The following is a 24,402-nucleotide window of genomic DNA, read 5'->3' on the forward strand; positions in this document are numbered from 1 at the left end:
AGTGGCGCTGTCTAGCCTCGGGTTTGTCACTGACTTTTAGGTGATCGGGACTAGCAGCCCGGGTCAGGGGATTTCGGTCCCGTGTTCATCGTTCGGTGTTTCACTTGTTCTGATGAGTCATGGCGACTCCATTTATTCGGAGGAGCATCATGAAAAGCCCAAATTCTGCCCCCCAGGTTTCTCGCGCTCGTCGCTTGTGCGATTTCAAGCACGATGAGGCCAACCGCTCGGTGCTTAAAGCGCTTAAAGAAACAGCCTGCGCCACCATCGGCAACAACTCGCTCTTCAGCGTCCGCCCAGGCATCAGCGCCGAAGAGGCGTTGCTTCACGTTTCCATGCTGCTCAAATCCGCCGAGGAGGTCTCCGATGAAATCACTGAACACGCCAGCGGTATCGAGCGTGACCTGATCTGGTCGCTGATGCATTCCGTGGAGATGGCGCGTGGTGTGGTGGATGCCTTGCTCGATGGCAATCGTCTCTGAGCTGCAATCGCTGCTGCAGGTGGTGATCGATCCGGGCGGTTTGGTTCTGGCTGGTTTGTTATGGTGGCTGTACGTGGGGCACCTTCGGGTGAGCCGGGTTCCTGGGCCCTGGTCTGCTAACCCACGTCCAGCCGCCACCCGATAAGGCAGAGCGCTCCGGCTGGGGCGCTCTCATTTATGGCTAGGCTACTAAGCGCCTCAAGGCGCGATAGTGCGCTGACCGGGGCGGAAGCCCTGGCGGCGGGCTGACCAGGCTACGCCCAGCCCGAGTAGGGCGAGCAAGGCCAGGGCCCAGGGGAAGGATGCCGTGCCCATGTGCTCCAGCAGCAGGCCGCCGGCGATGCCGCCGCCTGCCACGGCGAAGTTGAACACGGTCACCAGCATGGATTGCGCGACGTCGGCGTTATCACCGGCGGTATCGGCAATCGCCGTTTGCAGCAGCGTGGGGGCGCCGCCGAAGGTGATCCCCCAGGTCGCAATGCCCAGCAGTACGAGGGGCGCGGAGCCATTGGCGAAACCCAGTATCAGCGCGGCCAGGGTGAATACCGTCAGGCTGAGCAGGGTCAGCCGGCGCAGCCAGCGATCCACCAGCAGGCCAGTGATCCAGATGCCGACGATGCAGGCGACCCCGAACAGCAACAGCACGCTGTCTACCCGTTGCCCCAGGCCCACGGAGGTGAGGTAGGGCGCGATGTAGGTGTACAGGATGTTGTGCGCCAGTATCCAGGCGAACAGCGTCAACAGCAGCGGACGTATGCCCGGCATCAGGAAGATCCGTCGGATCGGCAGGCGCTGGCGCTGCGTCTGGCCGGCGAAGTCCGGCACGGTAAAACGGACCCAGGCGAGTAGCACCAGGGCCAGGGCCGACATGATCCAGAACACGCCGCGCCAGTCGAACAAGCTGCCCAGCCAGGTGCCCAGGGGCACGCCGATGGACAGGGCGATGGGCTGTCCGATCCCCACCACGGCCAGCGAGCGGCCTTGCAGATGGTGGGGCACCATGCGCCGCGCGTAACCGGCCAGCAGGCCCCAGATCACCCCGGCCGCCATGCCGGCGATAAAGCGTGCCACCAGTGTCACCTGGTAGTCCGTGGACAGGGCCGTGACGCTGTTGAACACCAGCAACCCGGCGATGGCCAGCAGGAATAGCGGCCGTCGCCGCCAACTGCGGGTGATGGCGATGACCGGGATGGCCGCCAGCACCGAGCCGAGGGCATAGAGGGTGACCAACTGCCCGGCCAGGGCCTCGGACACGCCCAGCCCCTGGCTGATCTGTGGCAGCAGCCCGGCCGGCATGGTTTCGGTCATGATGGCGATGAAGCCCGCCATGGTGAATGCCAGCAACTTCCACACGGGAAGCCCTTGATCAAGCGTGTCGAACGGGGCCGCCGCAAGGGCGCCGTCGTTGCCCTGAGTACTCATACGCAATCTCTCTGTCTATGGATGTGTGCCGGGCGCCCGCAAAGCGGTGAGTGCTTGCAGGCGCCGTGGGGTCAGGCGAGGTAGGAGGCGGCCATGTCCTTGTCGCCATGGCCGGCCTCGAGGGCACGTTCGAAACGCGACAACCCGGCCTGGGCTGCGTCCACCCGCACGCCGGCCTGGAGCGCGGCATCGACCACCAGGCGGGCGTCCTTCACTGCGTTGGCGATGGAAAAACTGGTGCTGTAGTCGTCCGCCAGGATTGCGGCGGCTTTGAGCCGGAAGTAGCCGCTGTCCAGCGGCCCGTCCTTGACCACATCGACCATCAGGGCCGGATCGACGCCCAGCCCCTTGGCGATGGCGATGCTTTCGGCGATGCCGTGGGTCAAGGCAAAGACCCAGCTATTGAGCGCCAGTTTGAGGCGGCTGCTGGCGCCGACCTGCTCGGAGACCCAGAGGGTGCGCTTACCAATGGCATCGAAGACCGGCTGCACATCCGCGCGCGCCGCAGCGGGGCCAGAGGCCAGAATGACCAGTTGGCCTTGTTCCGCGGGCTGTCGGGTGCCCTGGACCGGGGCGTCGTAAAACACCAGGCCGTGCTCGGCGGCGAACGCGGCCAGCGTGGCGGTGTCCTTGATGCCGACCGTACTCAGTTGCAGCCAGAGGGTGCCTTTCGACAGCGTGGGGGCGGCGGCCTGCATGGCTTGCAGCACGCTGGGGCCGTCCTTGAGCAGGGTCAGGACGATGTCCGCGCCTTGTACTGCGTCAGCTGGGTTGGGGAGCGCCTGGATGCCGTCCGGGGTCAGCGCTTGTGCCTTGGCGGCCGTGCGGTTCCAGGCGTTCACCCGGAAGCCGTGCTTGCTCAGGTTGCGGGCTACGGGCGCGCCGATCAGGCCAGTGCCGAGGACGGCGAGGGTGAGAGGCTTGCGGTCGATAGTCATGGGGTAACTCCGAGGGTTGGAAAATGGCTGAATGCTTAACTGGAACGATCAGTCCAAAACTAGGCGAATAAAAACCCGAGGGCCGCGCAACGTGGTGTGGCGCAGCAGTCAGGTGTTGGTCAGAGCGCTTCCAGCGCTATCTCGAGGACATCCATGAGGCGTTCGCGCCGCTCCTGCGGCGGGCTGCCTTTGCTCACGACGCGCATGCCCTGGATGGTGTTGACGATGAAGCGTGCCAGGGCGCGCGGCTTTTTATCGGGGGCGAGGGTGCCTTCCTGCTGGCCACGGCTGAGCAGCTGTTCCAGCGCATTCTCCAGGCGCAGGAAGTTCTGGCTCACCAGGGCGGCGACCGCCGGGTCCTGTGCCGCCAGTTCCAGCGTGGCATTGGCCACTAGGCAGCCGCGCTGGCGGGGGTCGCCCATTTCGTCCTCGACGATGCGCATCAGCAGTTGGCGAACCAGCGCTTCTGCCGGTTCTGACTGGGACAGCAGGTCGACATTGGCCTGGGTCAGTTGGTGATAGCGGCGCAGGGCCTGCTGGTACAGGCCGTTCTTGCTTTCAAAGGTGTTGTACAGGCTGCTTCGCGACAGGCCGGTGCCTTCGACAAGGTCCTGGATCGAGGTGGCGGCGTAGCCCCGCTGCCAGAACACCTGCATGGCGGAGTCAGCGACTTCGTCTGGCTCAAACTCTTTAGCGCGCACGGGATTCACCGTATTGGAATGATCGTTCCTGAAAAGTCTGGAGGTTTATCCCGAGCGAGTCAAGCGGCCTTGCACAAGCGACACAGGCGGAGCGAAAGTTATCCATCAGCCGGCGGTTCCCACCCTGTGTCGCGCAGCGCCCTGGAATGCACGTTGTCATACGGGCTTCATCCCTGCTGACTAAGGTTTGCTTTTTCGGTTTATGTCGGAGGGATCCACGATGAGCGATTTCACTCTCGGTCGGCGGCGTTTGATTCAGGTGGCGGGGGCAGGGCTGTTGCTGCCGGGGTTGGCGCCGGCGGTGATTGCCTCGGGCAAGGACCGGCCAAAGATGGTCGATGGTGTGCAGTCCGGGGATCTGCTCGGCGACCGGGCGATGGTCTGGAGCCGTACCGACCGCCCGGCGCGGATGGTGGTGGAGTGGGATACCCGCAGCCTGTTCAGCAACCCGCGCAAGTTTGTCTCACCCCTGGCCGATGCCCGCACCGACTTCACCGCGCGGGTCGAGTTGGGCGGGCTGCCCACCGACCAGGCGATTTTTTATCGGGTGTATTTCGAGGACGCCCAGACCGGCGTGCGCAGTAAACCCTGGTTCGGCCACTTACGCAGCGTGCCGCAGACCCGTCGCGATATCCGCTTTGTGTGGAGCGGCGACACTGTCGGCCAGGGTTTCGGCATCAACCCGGACATCGGTGGCATGCGCATCTACGAGGCCATGCGCCGGCGCCTGCCGGACTTTTTTATCCACAGCGGCGACACCATTTACGCCGACGGCCCGGTGCCGGCGCAGCTGACCACCGAGAATGGCCGGGTGTGGCGCAATATCACCACCGAGGCCAAGAGCAAGGTCGCCGAGACCCTCGACGAATACCGCGGCAACTACCGCTACAACCTGCTGGACGAGAACGTGCGGCGCTTCAATGCCGAGGTGCCGCAGATCTGGCAGTGGGACGACCACGAGGTGGTCAACAACTGGTCGCCGAGCAAGGTGCTGGATGAGCGTTACACCACCAAAGATATCCACACCCTGGTGGGCCGCGCGCGGCAGGCCTGGCTGGAATATGCGCCGATGCGCTTGCAGAGCGCCGACCAGGGCGGGCGGATCTATCGCAAGCTGAGCTACGGGCCGCTGCTGGATGTGTTCGTGCTGGACATGCGCAGCTATCGCGGCGGCAATGACGACAACCTCGGTGCGGCCAAGCCGTTCCTCGGCCGCGAGCAGTTGGACTGGCTCAAGCAGGGGCTCAAGCACTCCAAGGCGCAGTGGAAGGTGGTGGCGGCCGACATGCCCATCGGCCTCGGCGTGCCGGACGGCGAGGTCAGCCCCGGCGTACCGCGCTGGGAGGCGATCGCCAACGGCGATCCGGGCCCGGCCCAGGGCCGCGAGCTGGAGATCGCCGAGTTGCTGGCGTTCCTGCGCAAGCACAAGGTGCGCAACCATGTGTGGCTGACGGCGGATGTGCACTACTGCGCGGCGCACCACTACCACCCGGACCGCGCGGCGTTCCAGGACTTCGAGCCGTTCTGGGAATTCGTCGCCGGGCCTTTGAATGCCGGCAGTTTCGGGCCCAACGCGCTGGACAAGACCTTCGGCCCGGAGGTGGTGTTCCAGAAGGCGCCGCCGGCGCAGAACACCTCGCCGTTCGCCGGGTTCCAGTTCTTCGGCGAAGTGCAGATCGAAGGGCAGAGCGGGGAGTTGAGCGTGATCCTGCGGGACCTGGACGGGGTGGCGGTGTTCGAGCGCAAGTTGCAGCCGGTGTAGGAGCGAGGCTTGCCCGCGATGGGCGCGACGCGGACTGTCTGGGACACCGCGTTATCGTTCAATCGCGGGCAAGCCTCGCTCCTACAGATCAGTAGACATCCCGGCGATAGCGGCCTTGCTCGATCAGCCGTTCGACGACCTCGATGCCCAGTACTTCGTTGAGCACCTGATCCACCCCCGACGCCATGCCTTGCAGGCTGCCGCAGATATAGATCGAGGCGCCGTCGGCCAGCCATTGCTTGAGGCGTTCGGCCTGTTGGCGCAGGCGATCCTGGACGTAGATCTTCTCGGCCTGATCGCGGGAGAAGGCTAGGTCCAGGCGGCGCAGATCGCCGGCGGTCAGCCATTCCTGCAGCTCGTCCTTGCAGTAGAAATCATGCTCGGCGTTGCGCTCGCCGAAGATCAGCCAGTTGTCTTGCTGGCCCTCGGCGATGCGCGCCTTGAGCAGGCTGCGCAAGCCGGCCAGGCCAGTGCCGTTGCCCAGCAGGATCAGCGGGCAAGGTTCGGCCGGCGGATGGAAGCCGCTGTTGCGCCGCACCCGCAGGCTGATGCTGGAGCCGACCGGCGCATGCTCGGTGAGCCAGCCGGAGCCGATACCCAGGCTGCCGTCGGGGTGGCGTTCCTGGCGTACCAGCAGTTCCAGCTGGCCGTCGCTGGCCAGCGAGGCGATGGAGTATTCGCGCATTGCCAGCGGCACCAGGGCATCCACCAACGCCTGGGCGTGCAGGCCCACCAGATGGGCACGGTTTTCCGGGAGCTGGCGGCTGGCCAGGGCCTGGGTCAGGGTTTCCGTCAGGCCGTCGAGCTGCACCGTGGCGCTGCCGTCCAGGCCCAGGCCGTCGAGGAAGAACTCGATGGCCCATGCGCAGTTGCGCGGCAGCACTTCCACCAGATCGCCGGCCAGCCAGCTGCTCGGTTGCGGTGGGGTGAGGCCCAGCAGGTAGACGCCGGAGCCGCTGCTGTCGGGGTTGAGCAGCAGGCGTTGATTCAGGGTCCAGTTGTCGTAGGCGGGCGCCTGCCACAGGTCCACCGGCGCCTGGCCGATCAACTGGCCCAGTTGCTGCTGCCAGTGGCGCAGGGCGTAGCTGTCGCCGCTGTCGACTTCCACCGGAGCGAACAGGGTGTTGCCGCCATGCTCGGCCAGCCAGCCATGCAGGCGCTTGGCAAAACCGCAGAAGTGCGGGTATTGCCGGTCGCCCAGGCCCAGTACGCCGTACTTGAGGTTGTCCAGGGACAAGGCGCGGCTCAGCACCTTGCGTTCAAAACCCCGGGCGCTGTCCGGCGCTTCGCCGTCGCCGAAGGTGCTGACCACGAACAATGCGTTCTGGGTATTCAGCAGGTCTTGCTCGCTGACGCTGGCCAGCGCCTGGACCTTGGTCGGTACGCCCGCGGCCTGCAATTGCCCGGCGGTCTGCCAGGCCAGTTGTTCGGCGAAACCGCTCTGGCTGGCGAAGCCGATCAGCCAGGCCGAGGCATCGCCGGTGTCGGTGCTCAGGCCCTGGCGCGCATCCTTGATCTGGCGTTTCTTGCGCCGGCGATCCAGGTACAGCAGCCAGCCGGTGATAAAGAACAGCGGCATGGTCAGCGAAGCGATAGTCACCAGGATGCGTCCGACGATGCCGAAGTAGCTGCCCACGTGCAGGGCATAGATGCTGGTCAGCAACTGCGCCTTGAGGCTCTTGTCGCTGTAGCGGTCATGGCGGCTGACCACGCCGCTGTTCGGGTCGATGGTGATCTGGTTCAGCGCCCGGTCGTGGGGCGAGTTCTTGAACAGATAGAACACGGTCGCCGGCTGGCCGGCCACCGCTGGCATGCGGATGTTGTAGGAGCTCAGGTCCTTGCCGGCGGTGCTGTAGATACCCAGCCACATGGCGTTGTAGTCGGCGGTCGGCGCCGGGCCCTGGGGCGGCGCGCCCCGGCTGCCCTTCATGCGCTGGCTCTGTGGCGAGTCGGCCAGCAGTTTGTTCAGGCCCTTGTTGTACCACTCGTAGGACCAGGACAAACCGGTCAGCGCCGCCAGTAGATAGAACAGCAGGCACCAGGTCCCGGCCACGGCGTGCAGGTCCCAGTTGAAGCCACGGCCTTTTTTCGCCCAATCCAGGGTCAGCCAGGCGCGCCAGCTCGCCACCTGGCGCGGCCAGCGCAGGTAGAGGCCGGACAGGCAGAAGAAGATCAGGATCAGGGTGCAGGCGCCGGTGATCTGCCGGCCGCTGTCGCCCATGGCCAGGAAACGGTGCAGTTGCAGCATCAGGCCGAAGAAGTCCTGGCCCAGGGCCGCGCCCATGAACTCGCCGGTGTAGGGGTCGAAATAACGCATCTCGCCGCGACGCTGGCCCGGTGGCGGGGTGAACCAGACGCGGGCGGCGTTGCCGCTGTCGGCTTCCACCGTGAGCATCGACACGGTCTTGCCCGAGGCGGCCTGGATTTTTTCCACCAGCTCGGCGGGTGGCAGGACGCCGGCCGGCTGTTTTTCCACCTGCAGTGTGGAGGGATTGAGGGCACGCAGGATTTCATCCTGGAACGACACGGTCGCTCCGGTAATGCCCATCAAGGCCAGGACCAGGCCGGCGCTGATGCCGAAAAACCAGTGCAACTGGAACAGGGTTTTCTTCAACACATCGACCGCCTCGTTGGTTCTTAAGTCTGTGCACGGCGCGCATTATGCCGTGAGTTGTCGAGAAACATTCTTTCTTACGCACAAAAGCCCCACTCATCGAAATGCGTGGGGCTCAGGTGGTTACCGCTACGACGCCCGGATGCGCCAGGCGTCGCGTTCCACCTCGTCAGAAGTGGAAGTTGGTGGTGAACAAGGCGGTACGGCCGGCTGCCTGGTTGGCGAAGTGCGCCGAGTAGGCTTTGTCGTAGTAGGTCTTGTCGGTCAGGTTCTGCACGTTCAGCTGCAGGTCGACGTTCTTGCTCAGCTTGTAGCTGGCCATGGCGTCGTAGCGGGTGTAGGACGGCACATACACGGTGTTGCCGGCGTCGCCATACACCTCGTCGACATAGAACGCGCCGCCGCCGACGGTCAGCTTCGGCATCACTTCATAAGTGGTCCACAGGCTGAAGCTGTTTTTCGGCGTGTTCGGCATTTCATTGCCTTTGTTCGAGCCGGCGCTGATCACCCCGTTACGACCGTTGAAGCCCGGGTCCACCAGCTCGCTTTTCAGGTAGCTGTAGCCGGCGAAGACTTGCCACTTGTCGGTGATCTTGCCGCTGGCCGACAGTTCCAGGCCGTCGACGCGGGATTCACCGGCGTTCTGGTAGGTCATGGCGTCCACCAGGATGCGGGTGTTTTTCTTCTCGGTACGGAACACCGCGGCGGTCAGGGACAGACGGTCGTTGAACACGTCCCACTTGGTGCCCAGCTCGTAGTTGACGGTTTCTTCCGGTTGCAGGTCGCTGACGCTGGCGCCGGCGGACAGCGGGTTACCGTCCGCGCCTTCACCGACCAAACCGCCCGCTGGCGAGGCCGAGGTGGCATAGGAGGCGTAGATGCTGCCGTTGTCCGTCGGTTTCCACACCAGGCCGGCCTGCCAGTTCCAGAACTGGCTGTCGTCCTTGATCTTGGTGCGCCCGGTGGCGGTGTCGGTATTGGCCACGGTGTCGAAGGTGTCGTAGCGCAGGCCGACGTTCAGCAGCCATTGCGGGTCGAGTTCGATGGTGTCGAACACATAGGCCGCGCGGCTGGTGGCTTTAGTGTTGGTGCCGTAGTAGTTGCGGCTGATTGCGCCGGTCCAGGCATCGTCCGGGTTCGGGTTGCTCAGCGAGGTGCAGCTCGGGATGCTGCCCGGATTACAGACCTTGGCGGTGTTACCGGCGATGTTGTAGCTGCTGACGCGAGTCTCTTCGCCGGTGAACTCAAGGCCGGTGGAGTAGTTGTGCTTGAAGCCCAGGGCCTGGAACTCGCCGAACAGGTCGGTCTGGTTGGTGGTGGTTTCGGTGGTGGACACCCGCGAGTTGGCGCGACGCCACACGGTGCCGTACTTGTTGACGTTGAACTTGCTGTCGTCAGGCTGGGTGAGGATGTAGTCCTGGCCGGTGTTGCCATGACGCAGGGTGTTTTTCAGCGTCATGTTGTCGTTCAGGTCGTGCTCGATGGAGATGGTGCTGATGTCCGCGCGGGTCTTGCGGAAGTCACGATCCTTCAAGCCATAGAAGTTGTCGCTGTCGCCGCCGTCGGTCGGTTTGTCGTGCTTGTGGGCGGTGGCGCTGGCCGAGCTGTAGCCGTAGGGAATGCCCGAGTCCGGCAGGTCGTCGCTTTCCATGTGGTAGTAGCTGAAGTTGACGCGGGTCGGGGTGCCCAGGCCGAAGGTCAGGGACGGTGCCACGCCCCAGCGGTCGTAGTTGACGGCGTCGCGACCGGCCACGTTCTGCTCGTGGCTCATCAGGTTCAGGCGGAAGGCGGCGCTGTCGAGGAACTGGCGGTTCACGTCCAGCACATAACGGCGGGTCTGGTCGGAGCCATAGGTGAAGCCACCGTTGAGGAAGTCTTGCTGCTTGGGCGTCTTGCTCACCAGGTTGAGGCTGCCACCGGCCGAGCCGCGACCGCCGAAGGAGGAGTTGGGGCCCTTGCTGACTTCGATCGATTCGATGTCGAAGATCTCGCGGCTCTGGCCACCGGTGTCGCGCACGCCATCGAGGTAGGTGTCGCCCTGGGCGTCGAAGCCACGGATGAACGGACGGTCGCCCTGCGGGTTGCCGCCTTCGCCGGCACCGAAGGTAATGCCCGGCACGGTGCGCAGTGCGTCCTGCAGCGAGGTGGCGGCGGTGTCCTTGAGGACTTGTTGAGGCACCACGGTGACCGAGCGCGGGGTGTTGACCAGCGGCGCGGTGTACTTCTGCGACGAGGCCTTTTCGACCTGGTAGGACGTCTGGTCCTGGGCTTCACCGGTGATGCTGGTGGCATCCAGGGAAATGGCATTGCCCGCGGCTTTCTTCTCGGTGTTTTCCGCGGCAAAAGCCATGTGGGCTGCGGAGCCGGCGGTGATCGCCACGCCAATTGCAGACGCCAGCAGGCGTGGTGAACCGAGCGGTAATTGTGGTTGTTGGCGCGACATGGTGATTCCCCTCCCCAAGGATTTGAGGCGGCGGAATATAAGGCGAACAAGTATTTGTATCAATTGCGAAATATTGCTATTCGCATGGAATTTACATTCTTTACAATCTCCCTTTACGGTTTTTACGTTTTCATTCGTCTGCGCATTTTACATTTTCAATAAGAATCAATATCATTTGCACCCCTTTGCTTTCAGGTATTGCCTCATGCTCCTGCATATTCCCGGCCTGTTCTCCCGTGAAGAAGTGCTGCGTATCCGTGAGGCCCTGGAGCAGGCGGACTGGGCCGACGGCAAGATCACCGCCGGTTATCAGTCGGCCAAGGCCAAGCACAATCTGCAACTGCCCGAAGGCCACCCGCTGGCCCAGGAGATCGGCGCGGCGATGCTCGAGCGCCTGTGGCAGCATCCGCGCTTCATGTCGGCCGCGCTGCCGCACAAGGTCTTCCCGCCGCTGCTCAACTGCTACACCGCCGGTGGCAGTTTCGACTTCCATATCGACAACGCCGTGCGCCAGCCCAAGGGCAGCGTCGAGCGGGTGCGCACCGACCTGTCGTCGACCCTGTTTTTCAGCGACCCGGAGGACTACGACGGCGGCGAGCTGGAAATCCAGGACACCTTCGGCACCCAGCGGGTGAAGTTGCCGGCCGGCGACATGGTGCTGTACCCGGGCACCAGCCTGCACAAGGTCAATGCGGTCACCCGCGGCACCCGTTATGCGTCGTTCTTCTGGACCCAGAGCCTGGTGCGCGAAGACAGCCAGCGCGCCCTGCTGTTCGAGATGGACGAGGCGATCCAGCAACTGACCCGCGACATGCCGGAGCATCCGTCGCTGATCCGCCTGACCGGCACCTACCACAACCTGTTGCGTCGCTGGGTCGAGGTTTAAACCGTGAGTTTCCAGTTACGCCGCGAGGAAGTCCTCGACGGCGAGCAGCTGCGCGCCATGCTCGAACAGAGCCCGGCCCGGGCCGCCCAGGCGATCCTGCTGGCGGCCGGGGAGGGTGTGCTGGATGCCCAGGCGCTGCTCGGGCAGATCCTGCTCGACGGCCTGGGCATCGAACGCGACCAGGTGCTGGCGCTGCGCTGGTTTGAGATCGCCGCCAAGGGCGGGCACCTGATGGCGCGCAATATGCTGGGGCGCTGCTGCGAGCATGGCTGGGGCTGTGAGGCCGATGCCAAGGCGGCTGCCGGGCATTATCGCCAGGCGGCCGAAGCCGGGCTGGACTGGGCGCTGTACAACTACGCCAACCTGCTGGCCACCGGTCGCGGGGTCGCTGAAAACCATGCTTTGGCCTTGAACTGCTACCGTCGCGCGGCGGCCATGGGCCATGCCAAATCCATGAACCTGCTGGGCCGTTATCTGGAGGAGGGGCGTCACTGTTCCAGGGATGCTGCAGCGGCCTGCGACTGGTATCGCCGTTCCGCCGAGGGCGGGGATTTCCGTGGGCAGTTCAGCCATGCCGCGGTGCTGGCCGATGCCGGGCGTATCGATGAGGCGCTGGGTTGGCTAAACAAGGCCCTGGAAGGCGGCAACCTGAACTTCCTGCGGGTCGCCCGTGGCGCTTTGTTACAGGCGGCCCATCCAGAGATTCGTGGCCTGGCCCTGGCGTATCACCAGCGTGCGGCGCAGTTAGGGAATGAAACCGACCGCGAGGCGTTAGCCCAACAGCTTCTGTAGGAGCGAGGCTTGCCCGCGATGGCGGTATCAAGGCCGTCGCCGGCCTTCGGCCTATCGCGAGCAAGCTTCGCTCCTACAGAGGCAACGCGTTCGTTACATTGGCGTAAGCCACCGCCATCGCGCAGGCATAAAAAAGCCCATGACCAGTCATGGGCTTTTTCGTTACGGCGTGGCGTTTACACGTAGAAGGATTTCAGTGGCGGGAAGCCGTTGAATTCCACTGCGCTGTAGCTGGTGGTGTAGGCACCGGTGGACAGCCAGTACAGGCGGTCGCCGATGGCCAGGTTCAGCGGCAGGCCGTACTTGTAGTTCTCGTACATGATGTCGGCGCTGTCGCAGGTCGGGCCGGCGATCACCACCTCTTCCGTCTCGCCTTTCTTCTCGGTCCAGATCGGGAACTTGATGGCTTCGTCCATGGTTTCGATCAGGCCGGAGAACTTGCCCACGTCGGTGTAGATCCAGCGCTCCACGGCGGTACGGGATTTACGCGCCACCAGCACCACTTCGCTGACCAGGATACCGGCGTTGGCGATCAGCGAACGGCCTGGCTCGAGGATGATTTCCGGCAGCTCGTCGCCGAAGTCTTCCTTGAGGAAGCGGATGATTTCCTCAGCGTAGGTTTCCAGGCTGTTGGTACGGGTGATGTAGTTGGCCGGGAAGCCGCCACCCATGTTGATCAGCTTGAGGTGGATGCCGTCTTCTTCCTTCAGGCGTTCGAAGATCACCTTGACCTTGGCGATCGCCGCGTCCCAGACGCTGATGTCGCGCTGTTGCGAACCCACGTGGAACGACACGCCGTAAGGCACCAGGCCCAGGTCGCGGGCGAGGATCAGCAGGTCCATGGCCATGTCGGTCTGGCAGCCGAACTTGCGCGACAGCGGCCAGTCAGCGGTGGTCGAGCCTTCGGTGAGGATCCGCACATAGACTTTCGAGCCTGGCGCGGCCTTGGCGATGTTGCGCAGGTCGGCTTCGGAGTCGGTGGCATACAGGCGCACGCCTTTCTCGTAGAAGTAGCGGATGTCCTTGGATTTCTTGATGGTGTTGCCGTAGCTGATCTGGTCCGGGCTGACGCCGCGGCTCAGCACCTTGTCCAGCTCGTAGATCGAGGCGATGTCGAAGTTCGAGCCTTTTTCCCGCAGCAGGTCGATGATTTCGACGGCCGGGTTGGCTTTTACAGCGTAGTAGACCTTGGCGAACTCGAAACCGGCACGCAGGTCATCGTAGGCCTGGGCGATCATCTGGGTGTCGATGACCACGAACGGGGTTTCTTGCTTGTCGGCGAACGCCTTCATTTTCTGAAAGGTTTCGCGCGCGAAATAGTCTTCGACCTGAATCGACATACCTGGGAGCTCCTAATGGCAAACGGGTAAAAACAATGGGTGCAAATGAACGTCCTCCGTATCCCCACTTTGGTTCGCCTACTTCCCAAGGCATGTCGCCGAAAGCAAAAAGGCCATGGGTCGCTGCCCTTGGCCTTGCTGTCTCGTCGTCAGTACTTGAGCCGGATGGATCGTTTCCAGCATGGACGTTCGGCGCGAACTTTAGGGCGTGAGGGGCCTGAGATCAACTAAAAATGTCGCGTTTTTGCACGCTTCTGACGTGCGACGCGGGCATCACTCTTTGTAGCCGACCTAGATGACGGACAGATGTTCCCCGGGAATTTTGAAGTGTTAAAAATACCTGCACGTTCGATGCTTTTGTCTGCCAAGTCATAGATAAGTACGATGGCGTCAACATCGGCGACGTTGGCGGCGAGAGAAGGGTGTGGAGAGGGGGTTGACTGTTTCGGAAGGAATTTTCGGACAGCTTTCACGGGGATGGGTGTTGATATTTTTTTCCGGTCCGTGGCGCACTGAAAAATCGCCCCGAACCTGTGGGAACCAGCCTGCTGGCGATGACAGTTTCATCATCAAGACAGCTTTGACTGACATTGCCCTATCGCCAGCGGGCTGGCTCCTACAGGTTTTTGCATTTTTACCGGGCGATTTGCGCTATCAGGCGAGCACGGCTTCCGCTGGGGAAACGATATTGGTCTTCATCCCCCGCGAGCGCCCGGAGCTGAGGTAGGCGGCAATCGATTCCTGGGTCACCTCGCCGAGGAACACCCGCTCGGCATCCAGCACCGGCAGCCACGAACGGTTGAACTCGTACATCCGCGACAGCAGGATCCGCAGGTGTTCGTCGTAGGCCGCGGTGGCGTTGAACTCGCGCAGGTACTGGGCGCAGGTGCCGGCCTGGCGGTGCAGGTCGCGGCGGCGCACATAACCCAGGGCCTTGTTCTCGGCGCAGGTCACCACCAGGTAGCGGCGGTCGTGTTCGTCCATCAGTTCCAGGGCATCGGCCACCGGAGTTTGCGGGCTTACCGAGGGTGCGTTGTCGGCAGCGTCCTCGGCCTTCACCAGCAGCAGGCGCTTGAGGGTGCTGTCCTGGCCGACGAAGTTGCTGACGAAGTCGTCCGCCGGATGGGCCAGCAGGGTGTCCGGGTGGTCGATCTGCAGCAGCTTGCCGGCGCGGAAGATGGCGATCTTGTCGCCGAGCTTGATGGCTTCGTCGATGTCGTGGCTGACCATGATCACGGTCTTGTTCAGCGCCCGCTGCATCTCGAAGAACTCGTTCTGGATCATCTCGCGGTTGATCGGGTCGACCGCGCCGAAGGGTTCGTCCATCAGCAGCAGCGGCGCATCGGCCGCCAGCGCCCGGATCACCCCGATCCGCTGTTGCTGGCCACCGGACAGCTCTCGCGGATAACGATGCAGGTACTGCTTGGGTTCGAGCTTGATCATGCTCATCAGCTCGCGGGCGCGCTCGTGGCATTTCTGTTTGTCCCAGCCCAGCAGGCGCGGCACCACCACGATGTTTTCCTCGATGGTCATGTTGGGGAACAGGCCGATCTGCTGGATCACGTAACCGATGTTGCGGCGCAGGGTCACTTCGTCCAGGCCGGTGGTGTCTTCGCCGTTGATCAGCACCTTGCCCGAGGTGGGCATGATCAGGCGGTTGATCATTTTCAGCGTGGTGCTCTTGCCGCAGCCCGATGGCCCGAGGAACACGCAAATCTCGCCTTCATTGACGGTCAGGCTTACGGAATCAACGGCGGTGATGGTCTTGCCGTTGCTTTGGAAGGTCTTGGTCAGGTTTTGAAGTTCGATCATTTGAGCAGTCCTTTTGGAGTCAAGGAGCGTTGCAGCCATTGCAGAAGCAGGTCGGCGAAGATGGCCAGGAGACTGACCAGCACCGCGCCGACGATCAGCATCGACATGTCGCTGCGGCTGATGGAAGCAAGAATGAGTACACCCAGGCCGCCGGCGCCGATGGTGGCGGCGATGGTCATCACACCGATGTTCATCACCACGGCGGTGCGCACGCCGGCGAGGATCACCGGCACGGCGATCGGCAACTCGACCATGCGCAGGCGCTGGCCGAAGGTCATGCCGATGCCGCGGGCGGCTTCGCGGATCCCCGGCTCGACGCCGGTCAGCGCCAGGTAGGTGTTACGCATGATCGGCAGCAGGGAATAGAGAAACACCGCGGTGATCGCCGGCAGCGGCCCCAGGCCCTGGCCGAACTTGGAATAGAACGGCAGCAGCAGGCCGAACAGCGCGATCGACGGAATGGTCAGCAGCACGGTGGCGCTGGCTTGCAGCGGGCCGGCCAGGGTCGGGAAGCGGGTCATCAGGATGCCCAGGGGCACGCCGAAGAGGATCGCCAGGGTCACGGCGATGCCCACCAGGGTGATGTGCTGCCAGGTCAGCTGGATGACGTGCTGCCAGTCGAGATGGGAAAAGGCGTTGAGCAATTCCATGGCTTTTTCCTCCCTCAATTCAGTGGATGCCGGCGCAGGAAATCTGCGGCAACGGCGGATGGGCTTTCATGGTCGACGTCGACCCGGGCGTTGAGCTGGCGCATGGTCTGGTCGTCGAACAGTTCGGCCAGCGGCTTGAGGTCGGCGGCCAGTTGCGGGTGGGCGTCGAGGTAGGCCTGGCGCACCACGGGGGCCGCGGTGTAGTCGGGGAAGTAATGCAGGTCGTCGTTCAGCAGTTTCAGATTGAAGGCGTTGAGCCGGCCGTCGGTGGTGTAGACCAGGCCGGCGAACACCTGGCCGTTACGCAGGGCGGTGTAGACCAGCCCCGCGTCCATCTGCCGGATGTTCCTGCGGGTCAGGTCCATGCCGTACAGCTTGACCATGCCTTGCAGGCCGTCGGAGCGGTTGGCGAACTCGGTGTCCAGGGCGATCAGGTGGTTGTCCTGGCGCTCGGTGTCGAGGACGTTTTTCAGGTCGCTGACACTGTTGATCTGCGGGTATTGCTCCGCGACATTTTTCGGCAGGGCCAGGGCGTAGGTATTGCTGAACTTCGACGGTGTCAGCCAGACCAGGCCTTTTTTCCCGTCCAGCTCCTTGACCCGTTCATAGGACTCTTGGCTGTCGAGTTTTTCCGTCACGTGGTTGTAGGCCACCAGGGACACCCCGGTGTATTCCCAGAGCATGTCCAGCTGCCCGCTTTCGTGGGCGCTGCGCGCCAGGTTGCTGCCCAGGCCGCCGGTGACCCGGGTGTCGTAGCCCTTGCCGCGCAGGTACTGCGAGGTGATTTCCGCCAGCAGCGTCTGCTCGGTGAAGACCCGGGCGCCGATGCGGATCACCGGCTTTTGCGCGGCTTGGGCAATTCCCGCGCACAGCAGGACGCAGCCTATGATCAAAGCTATTTTTTTCATGTGAATTCCTTCGCGCAGGCTTAAGACGGGCGCAGGCCGCGTTCCAGCCAGAGGCGGCTGGCCAGTGTCACCAGGCCGTCGAGCAGCAGGGCCAGCAAGGCGGTGCAGGCCGCGCCGAGCAGCAGTTGCGGCTGATTGTTCAGGGCGATTCCAGGGAAGATCAGGCTGCCAAGGCTGTTGGCGCCGATCAGGAAGGCCAGCGGCGCGGTGCCGACGTTGATCGCCAGGGCCACGCGCACGCCACCGACGATGATCGGCACGGCGTTGGGCAGCTCGACTTTCCACAGCACCTGGCGCGGCGTCATGCCGATGCCGACGGCGGCTTCCTTGAGGGAACCCTGGACGTTTTTCAGGCCTTCGTAGGTGTTGCGCACAATGGGCAGCAAGGAGGCGAGGAACAAAGCGAAGATGGCCGGCCCGCTGCCGATGCCGAGGATCCCCAGGGCGATGGCCAGGACGGCCAGGGGAGGGACGGTGTTGCCGATGTTGAACAGCTGCATGAAGCGCTCGGCACGCCCGACCATCTGCGGTCGGCTGAGGAAGATGCCGGCGGGTATCCCCACCACGAGGGCGGCGAACATTGAAGCGAGTACCAGGTACAGATGGGCTTGCAGGTAAAACAACAGATCGTCGCGGTAGTGTTCGATCGTACTGATGCCGATCCAGTGGACCAGCAGGGCCAGGAGAGCGATGACCGCCGCGCCTCCTATCAGCCCTTTGCCATAGCGAATAGCCACAGGCGGACTCCTTTTTTATGTCGGCGAGCCTTCTTTCGTGTGGCAAGGCCATACCTGGCTGCCAAAAGAACGGTCGCGAGAAGCAGCTCGTCGCTGCGCTGGAAACAGCGCGGGATCGAGCCATACGCATAGCCTCGTCAGGCTAACTTGCTGATTTTTCTACCCCTGACAAAAGCTCGTAACAGGGGAGTGGACGCCTCCACCTTTTAAAAGGTTCCATATTTGGCCGCGTTTGGCCACCCTCGATCCCGTAACTCCGATATCTCTGATACCTGGCGTCTGTAGCCGCTGTCGAGCGCAGCGAGGCTGCGATCGGCGGCGCAGCCGTCGCAAAACCTGCCTCCTTGACATACCTGACAGAGCGCATCGGAATGCCGCCCGGGCCAATCGCAGCCTCGCGCTGCTTGGCAGCGGCTACAGGGCAAGGGTTGCAGAGGCTCCAGGCCGAACGGTGGTCCGTGGAGCTTGCTTTGCGCTATACTCGCCGCCCTTTTTTTGAATCACCTGCCAGGCGATTTCCCATGACCAAACAGGCCGCCGAAGTCGCGAAACGCCGCACTTTCGCCATTATTTCCCACCCGGATGCGGGTAAAACCACCATCACCGAGAAGCTCTTGCTGATGGGCAAGGCGATTGCCGTTGCCGGTACGGTGAAATCCCGCAAGTCCGACCGCCATGCCACCTCCGACTGGATGGAGATGGAGAAGCAGCGGGGTATTTCCATTACCACGTCGGTCATGCAGTTCCCTTATCGCGAACACATGATCAACCTGCTCGACACCCCGGGCCACGAAGACTTCTCGGAAGACACCTACCGCACCCTGACCGCGGTGGACTCGGCGCTGATGGTGCTCGACGGCGGTAAGGGCGTAGAGCCACGGACCATCGCCCTGATGGACGTCTGCCGTCTGCGCGACACGCCGATCGTCAGCTTCATCAACAAACTCGACCGCGATATCCGCGACCCGATCGAACTGCTCGACGAAATCGAAGCGGTCCTGAAGATCAAGGCGGCGCCTATCACCTGGCCGATCGGTTGCTACCGCGACTTCAAGGGTGTGTACCACCTGGCGGGCGACTACATCATTGTCTACACCGCCGGCCACGGCCATGAGCGCACCGAAACCAAGATCATCGAGAAGCTCGATTCCGATGAAGCCCGTGCCCACCTGGGCGACGAGTACGAGCGCTTCATCGAGCAGCTGGAACTGGTGCAGGGCGCCTGCCATGAGTTCGACCAGCAGGAGTTCATGGACGGCCAGTTGACCCCGGTGTTCTTCGGTACCGCCCTGGGCAACTTCGGTGTCGACCACGTGCTCGACGCCGTCGTCGACTGGGCGCCGCTGCCGCTGGCGCGCGTGGCCAACGAGCGCAGCGTGGAGCCGCAGGAAGAGAAGTTCACAGGCTTCGTGTTCAAGATCCAGGCGAACATGGACCCGAAACACCGCGACCGTATCGCCTTCATGCGCATCTGCTCGGGCAAGTACGAGAAAGGCATGAAGATGCGCCACGTGCGCACTGGCAAGGACGTGCGCATCGGCGATGCGCTGACCTTCTTCTCCTCCGAGCGTGAACAGCTCGAAGAAGCCTACGCCGGCGACATCATCGGCCTGCACAACCACGGCACCATCCAGATCGGCGACACCTTCACCGAAGGCGAGGCCCTGGGCTTCACCGGTATCCCGCACTTCGCCCCGGAGCTGTTCCGCCGCGTGCGCCTGCGCGACCCGCTGAAATCCAAGCAGCTGCGCCAGGGCCTGCAACAGTTGGCCGAAGAGGGCGCGACCCAGGTGTTCTTCCCCGAGCGCAGCAACGACATCATCCTCGGCGCCGTCGGTGTGCTGCAGTTCGATGTGGTCGCCAGCCGCCTGAAAGAGGAATACAAGGTCGAGTGCTCCTACGAGCCGATCACCGTGTGGTCCGCGCGCTGGATCGATTGCAGCGACAAGAAGAAGCTCGAGGAATTCTCCAACAAGGCCGTGGAAAACCTGGCGCTGGACGGTGGCGGTCACCTGACCTACCTGGCCCCGACCCGGGTCAACCTGGCGCTGATGGAAGAGCGCTGGCCCGACGTGAAATTCCGCGCGACCCGCGAGCATCACTAAGGTCTGAGCCAAGCCTCACCCAAAAGCCCCGCAGCCCAAACCGCGGGGCTTTTTTATGTCCGTGGATAGGCGATGCCCGCCCATCCTGTGGGGCATGGATCGAACTGCGCATACTTCTGTAGGAGCGAAGCTTGCTCGCGATGGGCTGCGTAGCAGCCCCAAAACCTGCCACCACTATTCTGCCGGGAATCCCATTGCCCGAACGAATGCCATCGCGGGCAATCGAGCGTCGACCGGCAGCTCCTACAGAAGCGTGGTGTGCCTGTAGATCGCGAATCAAATCCCGCATGTCCCCGTAGGAGCGAGGCATAACCGGAGGTTTTAAGCCCTAGTCGAAAGCTGTCTATCCAGTGGGCGAATAGCTAGCTCCCTATCTGGCAAAGCACCGGCTTCGGGACTAGGTTTCATACTAAGCCTCGCCTTGCAGGTCAGGGCCTGTGGCCATTATTGATTCACCTACGCAAAGGGACGGAATCAACATGAATGTTTTCCAACGGGTTGTGCTGTTGCTCAAGGTGCTGGTGCTGTTGTCACTGGGAATGTCTGCGGCTTGGGCCAACGACCAGGCGGCGCGGGTGCCAGGCTTCTGGGTGCCGGGGCATCTGCAGGGCGGGATGCAGATGATCGCCAAATCGGAATCCGAGCCGGGCGATCAGGGGCAGGGTGGCAGCGAGGGCGATGACGATTCGACCACCGACGAGCCGGATACCGACAGCGAAGACGAGGCTAACCAGGGCTGAGCTTGCGTCTGCGGAAAAAAGAAAACCCCTTCTGCCGGACTGATGCGCAATCCGACAGAAAGGGTTTGGTCAACACGGATCAGGCGCCGCGGGCAACCGCGGCGCCTTTTTTTGCCGGATCAGCCGAGGAACTGCTCGGCGTAATGGCAGGCCACCTGGCGCGTATCAAGCAGGCGCAGGGCCGGCTCTTCGGTGCTGCAACGCTCGGTGGCATACGGGCAGCGCTTGTGGAAAGCGCAGCCGGATGGTGGGTTCAACGGGTTGGGCAATTCACCGACGATCTTGATCTTCGGTTTGTCCGGGTCCGGGTGAATGGTCGGCGTAGCCGACAGCAGCGCCTGGGTGTAGGGGTGCAGGGGACGGGTGTAGATGTCCTCTTTCGGGCCCATTTCCACCGGACGGCCGAGGTACATCACCATCACGTGGTCGGCGACGTGACGCACCACCGCCAGGTTGTGGGAGATGAACACGTAGGCGGTGTTGAACTCCTGCTGCAGGTCCATGAACAGGTTCAGCACCTGGGCCTGGATCGACACGTCGAGGGCCGAGGTCGGTTCGTCCGCCACCAGCACTTTCGGTTGCAGCATCATCGCCCGCGCCAGGGCGATACGCTGGCGCTGGCCACCGGAGAACATGTGCGGGTAGCGCTGATAATGCTCGGGGCGCAGGCCCACCTGCTTCATCATCGCCTGGACCTTTTCACGCCGTTCGCTGGCCGACAGCTTGGTGTTGATCAGCAGCGGTTCGGCCAACTGATCGCCGATCTTCTGCCGTGGGTTGAGCGAGGCGTAGGGGCTCTGGAACACCATCTGCACGTCTTTGCGCAGTTGCTTGCGCTGGGCCTTGTCGGCGCCGGCGACTTCCTGGCCGGCGATTTTCAAGGACCCGGAGGACGGCTCTTCGATCAGGGTCAGGGCGCGGGCCAGGGTGGACTTGCCGCAGCCGGATTCACCGACCACCGCGAGGGTCTTGCCGGCTTCCAGCTCGAACGACACGCCGTTGAGGGCGCGCACGGTCGCATGGCCTTTGAACAGGCCGCGGGACACTTCGTAGTGGCGGGTCAGGTTGCGGGCGGTAAGAACGACGGCCATTACGCCACCTCCTGATTCAGCGGGTAGAAGCAGCGCGCGAGGCTGGCGGCTTTCGGATCGAGGCTTGGACGGTGCTGACGGCAGTTTTCCTGCACGTACGGGCAGCGTGGCGACAGCAGGCAGCCTTGCGGACGGTCGTAGCGACCGGGAACGATGCCCGGCAGGGTCGACAGGCGCGCGGCGCCCATGCTGTGCTCGGGAATCGCCGCCAACAGTGCTTCGGTATAGGGATGGGCGGGGATGTCGAACAACTCCGGCACCTTGCCCACTTCCACCGCTTGCCCGGCGTACATCACGCACACGCGCTGGGCGGTTTCGGCAACCACGGCCAGGTCGTGGGTGATCAGCACCAGGCCCATGTTCTGCTCGCGTTGCAGGTTGAGCAGCAGGTCCATGATCTGCGCCTGGATGGTCACGTCCAGGGCGGTGGTCGGTTCGTCGGCGATCAGCAGTTTCGGCTCGCCGGCAATCGCCATGGCAATCGCCACACGCTGGCTCATGCCGCCGGACAGTTGGTGCGGGTAGGCGTCCATGCGGCTGGCGGCGCCTGGGATCTCGACTTTTTCCAGCAGTTCGATGGCGCGCTTGCGGGCCGCCTTGCTGGACATCTTCAGGTGCAGGCGCAGCACTTCCTCGATCTGGAAGCCCACGGTGTAGCTCGGGTTCAGCGCGGTCATCGGGTCCTGGAAGACCATGGCCAGGTCCTTGCCGACGATCTGCCGGCGTTGCCGGGCGCTGAGCTTGAGCATGTCCTTGCCGTCGAAGCTGAGGGCGTCGGCGGTGACGATGCCGGGATGCTCGATCAGCCCCATCAGCGCCATCATGGTCACGGATTTGCCGGAGCCGGATTCGCCGACGATGGCCAGGACTTCGCCCTTGTCCACGTTCAGGTCCAGGCCATCCACCACGGGAACGGCCTGGGCGTCGCCGAAGCGCACGTTGAGATTCTTGATTTCTAGCAGTGACATGGGAATCTCCTCAGGCGGCGTTCTTGAGTTTCGGGTCCAGCGCATCGCGCAGGCCGTCGCCCATCAGGTTGATTGCCAGCACGCTGAGCAAAATGGTCAGACCGGGCAGGCTCACGACCCACCAGGCGCGTTCGATGTAGTCGCGGGCCGAGGCCAGCATGGTGCCCCACTCAGGGGTGGGCGGCTGGACGCCAAGGCCGAGGAAGCCCAGGGCCGCGGCATCGAGGATTGCCGAGGAGAAGCTCAGGGTCGCCTGGACGATCAGCGGCGCCATGCAGTTGGGCAGCACGGTGATGAACATCAGGCGCGGCAGGCCGGCACCGGCCAGGCGCGCGGCGGTCACGTAGTCGCGGTTCAGCTCGCCCATCACCGCGGCGCGGGTCAGGCGCACGTAGGACGGCAGCGATACCACGGCGATGGCGATCACGGTGTTGATCAGGCCTGGGCCGAGGATGGCGACGATCGCCACGGCCAGCAGCAGGGACGGCAGGGCCAGCATGATGTCCATCAGGCGCATGATGGTCGGGCCGAGCAAGCGCGGGAAGAACCCGGCGAACAGGCCCAGGAGGATGCCCGGGATCAGCGACATGACCACCGACGACAGGCCGATCAGCAGCGACAGGCGCGAACCGGTGATCAGGCGCGACAGCAGGTCGCGGCCCAGTTCGTCGGTGCCGAGGATAAATTGCCATTGACCGCCTTCGAGCCAGACCGGCGGGGTCAGCAGGAAGTCGCGGTATTGCTCGCTCGGGTTATGCGGGGCGACCCAGGGCGCGAAGATCGCGCAGAAGATCACCAGCAGCATGAACAGCAGGCCGGCCACCGCGCCCTTGTTGCGCGAGAACGCCTGCCAGAATTCCTTGTACGGCGAGGGGTACAGCAGGCTTTGATCCACGGCCACGGCGGATACGGCTACTGAGGAGGTTGGAGTGCTCATGAGTATTGTCCTCAGCGCTGGTGGCGAATGCGTGGGTTGGCAAAGCCGTAGAGGATGTCCACCACGAAGTTGACCAGGATCACCAGGCAGGCGATCAACAGGATGCCGTTCTGCACCACGGGATAGTCCCGGGCGCCGATGGCTTCGATCAGCCATTTGCCGATGCCGGGCCAGGAGAAGATGGTTTCGGTCAGGACCGCGCCGGCCAGCAGGGTGCCGACTTGCAGGCCGACCACGGTCAGTACCGGGATCAGCGCGTTGCGCAGGCCGTGCACGAACACCACGCGGGCGGGCGACAAGCCCTTGGCCTTGGCGGTGCGGATGTAGTCTTCGCGCAGCACTTCGAGCATCGAGGAACGGGTCATCCGGGCGATCACCGCCAGCGGAATGGTGCCGAGCACGATGGCCGGCAGGATCAGGTGGTGCAGGGCGTCGAAGAAGGCGCTGGTGTCATCGGCCAGCAGGGTGTCGATGAGCATGAAGCCGGTTTTCGGCTCGATGTCGTAGAGCAGGTCGAGCCGCCCGGAAACCGGGGTCCAGCCCAGGCTCACGGAGAAGAACATGATCAGGATCAGGCCCCACCAGAAGATCGGCATCGAATAGCCCGCGAGGGAGATGCCCATCACCCCGTGGTCGAACAGGGATCCTCGTTTCAGCGCGGCGATCACCCCGGCCAGCAGGCCGATCACGGCGGCGAACAGCATCGCGGCCGAGGCCAGCTCCAGGGTCGCCGGGAACAGGGAGGTGAACTCGCTCCACACACTCTCGCGAGTCCGCAGGGATTCACCCAGGTCGCCCTGGGCGAGTTTGCCGATGTAGTCCAGGTACTGGGCGTACAGCGGTTTGTTCAGACCAAGGCGTTCCATTGCCTGGGCATGCATCTCAGGGTCGACCCGGCGCTCGCCCATCATGACTTCCACGGGATCGCCGGGGATCATGCGAATCAATGCGAACGTCAGCAAGGTGATGCCGAAGAATGTGGGAATCAACAACCCCACACGGCGGGCAATAAAACTAAACATCTTCTGGTGTACCTCATCAGCCGGTTAGGCGTGTCCGGCATCCCAGGGTCAG

General features: G+C 63.4%; 20 protein-coding genes. 6 read left to right on the plus strand and 14 right to left on the minus strand.

The features are described 5' to 3' along the window. Positions 1-149 precede the first annotated feature (149 nt). Positions 150-482 carry a DUF6124 family protein gene (locus C4K38_RS04455; RefSeq protein ID WP_053277434.1) on the plus strand — a complete coding sequence of 111 codons (333 nt, stop codon included), beginning with the start codon at positions 150-152 and terminating at the stop codon, positions 480-482. 198 nt (positions 483-680) lie between these two features. Here the strand turns inward: C4K38_RS04455 and C4K38_RS04460 are convergent, their stop codons facing one another. The 3 genes from C4K38_RS04460 to C4K38_RS04470 form a co-directional block, all read right to left on the minus strand. Then, positions 681-1,904 carry an MFS transporter gene (locus C4K38_RS04460; protein WP_053277435.1) on the minus strand — a complete coding sequence of 408 codons (1,224 nt, stop codon included), beginning with the start codon at positions 1,902-1,904 and terminating at the stop codon, positions 681-683. Positions 1,905-1,975: 71 nt separating this feature from the next. Next, a complete protein-coding gene (locus tag C4K38_RS04465) occupies positions 1,976-2,842 on the minus strand; it encodes an NAD(P)-dependent oxidoreductase (protein WP_053277436.1) in 867 nt (288 codons plus the stop codon). A gap of 119 nt (positions 2,843-2,961) precedes the next feature. Further along, positions 2,962-3,543, minus strand: coding sequence for a TetR/AcrR family transcriptional regulator (locus C4K38_RS04470; RefSeq protein WP_053277437.1), 582 nt, complete (start codon positions 3,541-3,543; stop codon positions 2,962-2,964). A 220-nt stretch (positions 3,544-3,763) separates the two neighbouring features. On the opposite strand from C4K38_RS04470, the gene C4K38_RS04475 reads away from it, so the two are divergent. Continuing rightward, positions 3,764-5,305, plus strand: a complete 1,542-nt coding sequence (locus tag C4K38_RS04475; RefSeq protein WP_025806381.1) for an alkaline phosphatase D family protein — start codon at positions 3,764-3,766, stop codon at positions 5,303-5,305. 88 nt (positions 5,306-5,393) lie between these two features. On the opposite strand, the gene C4K38_RS04480 is transcribed toward C4K38_RS04475, so the two are convergent. Continuing rightward, entirely contained in the window at positions 5,394-7,922 is a 2,529-nt protein-coding gene (locus C4K38_RS04480; protein ID WP_053277438.1) for a PepSY domain-containing protein, read from the minus strand. A 166-nt stretch (positions 7,923-8,088) separates the two neighbouring features. Further along, positions 8,089-10,362 carry a TonB-dependent receptor gene (locus C4K38_RS04485; RefSeq protein ID WP_053277439.1) on the minus strand — a complete coding sequence of 758 codons (2,274 nt, stop codon included), beginning with the start codon at positions 10,360-10,362 and terminating at the stop codon, positions 8,089-8,091. Positions 10,363-10,567: 205 nt separating this feature from the next. Between C4K38_RS04485 and C4K38_RS04490 the strand changes: the two genes are divergently transcribed. After that, entirely contained in the window at positions 10,568-11,248 is a 681-nt protein-coding gene (locus C4K38_RS04490; RefSeq protein ID WP_009042146.1) for a Fe2+-dependent dioxygenase, read from the plus strand. Positions 11,249-11,251: 3 nt separating this feature from the next. Further along, positions 11,252-12,040 carry a tetratricopeptide repeat protein gene (locus C4K38_RS04495; protein WP_053277440.1) on the plus strand — a complete coding sequence of 263 codons (789 nt, stop codon included), beginning with the start codon at positions 11,252-11,254 and terminating at the stop codon, positions 12,038-12,040. A gap of 176 nt (positions 12,041-12,216) precedes the next feature. Here the strand turns inward: C4K38_RS04495 and C4K38_RS04500 are convergent, their stop codons facing one another. The 5 genes from C4K38_RS04500 to C4K38_RS04520 form a co-directional block, all read right to left on the minus strand. Next, positions 12,217-13,380, minus strand: a complete 1,164-nt coding sequence (locus C4K38_RS04500) for a type III PLP-dependent enzyme (RefSeq protein WP_025806386.1) — start codon at positions 13,378-13,380, stop codon at positions 12,217-12,219. Between the two features lie 654 nt (positions 13,381-14,034). Further along, positions 14,035-15,192 (minus strand): osmoprotectant ABC transporter ATP-binding protein OsmV, encoded by a 1,158-nt coding sequence (locus tag C4K38_RS04505; protein ID WP_053277441.1) that lies wholly within the window; start codon positions 15,190-15,192, stop codon positions 14,035-14,037. Then, entirely contained in the window at positions 15,189-15,842 is a 654-nt protein-coding gene (locus C4K38_RS04510; protein ID WP_053277442.1) for an ABC transporter permease, read from the minus strand. Before C4K38_RS04510 ends, C4K38_RS04505 begins: the two co-directional genes overlap by 4 nt. Before the next feature lie 14 nt (positions 15,843-15,856). Next, positions 15,857-16,750, minus strand: coding sequence for a glycine betaine ABC transporter substrate-binding protein (locus tag C4K38_RS04515; protein WP_053277443.1), 894 nt, complete (start codon positions 16,748-16,750; stop codon positions 15,857-15,859). 20 nt (positions 16,751-16,770) lie between these two features. Next, a complete protein-coding gene (locus C4K38_RS04520; RefSeq protein ID WP_025806390.1) occupies positions 16,771-17,487 on the minus strand; it encodes an ABC transporter permease in 717 nt (238 codons plus the stop codon). Positions 17,488-18,008: 521 nt separating this feature from the next. Here C4K38_RS04520 and C4K38_RS04525 point away from each other — a divergent pair. Continuing rightward, the gene (locus C4K38_RS04525; protein WP_053277444.1) at positions 18,009-19,592 is read left to right on the plus strand and encodes a peptide chain release factor 3; all 1,584 of its coding nucleotides are present in this window, start codon (positions 18,009-18,011) and stop codon (positions 19,590-19,592) included. 479 nt (positions 19,593-20,071) lie between these two features. Further along, positions 20,072-20,332, plus strand: coding sequence for a hypothetical protein (locus C4K38_RS04530; RefSeq protein ID WP_053277445.1), 261 nt, complete (start codon positions 20,072-20,074; stop codon positions 20,330-20,332). A gap of 119 nt (positions 20,333-20,451) precedes the next feature. On the opposite strand, the gene C4K38_RS04535 is transcribed toward C4K38_RS04530, so the two are convergent. Genes C4K38_RS04535 through C4K38_RS04550 form a run of 4 tightly spaced genes read right to left on the minus strand, consistent with a single transcriptional unit; the run spans position 20,452 to position 24,350 of the window. After that, complete coding sequence (locus C4K38_RS04535) at positions 20,452-21,423, minus strand: peptide ABC transporter ATP-binding protein (RefSeq protein WP_053277446.1); 972 nt, start codon at positions 21,421-21,423, stop codon at positions 20,452-20,454. Beyond that, entirely contained in the window at positions 21,423-22,391 is a 969-nt protein-coding gene (locus C4K38_RS04540; RefSeq protein WP_053277447.1) for an ABC transporter ATP-binding protein, read from the minus strand. Before C4K38_RS04540 ends, C4K38_RS04535 begins: the two co-directional genes overlap by 1 nt. Before the next feature lie 10 nt (positions 22,392-22,401). Then, positions 22,402-23,328 carry an ABC transporter permease subunit gene (locus C4K38_RS04545; protein WP_007927027.1) on the minus strand — a complete coding sequence of 309 codons (927 nt, stop codon included), beginning with the start codon at positions 23,326-23,328 and terminating at the stop codon, positions 22,402-22,404. An 11-nt stretch (positions 23,329-23,339) separates the two neighbouring features. Continuing rightward, positions 23,340-24,350 carry an ABC transporter permease subunit gene (locus tag C4K38_RS04550; RefSeq protein ID WP_023969582.1) on the minus strand — a complete coding sequence of 337 codons (1,011 nt, stop codon included), beginning with the start codon at positions 24,348-24,350 and terminating at the stop codon, positions 23,340-23,342. Positions 24,351-24,402: the final 52 nt, after the last annotated feature.

It is taken from the genome of Pseudomonas chlororaphis subsp. piscium, from assembly GCF_003850345.1.
Taxonomy (GTDB): Bacteria; Pseudomonadota; Gammaproteobacteria; order Pseudomonadales; family Pseudomonadaceae; genus Aquipseudomonas; species Aquipseudomonas piscium.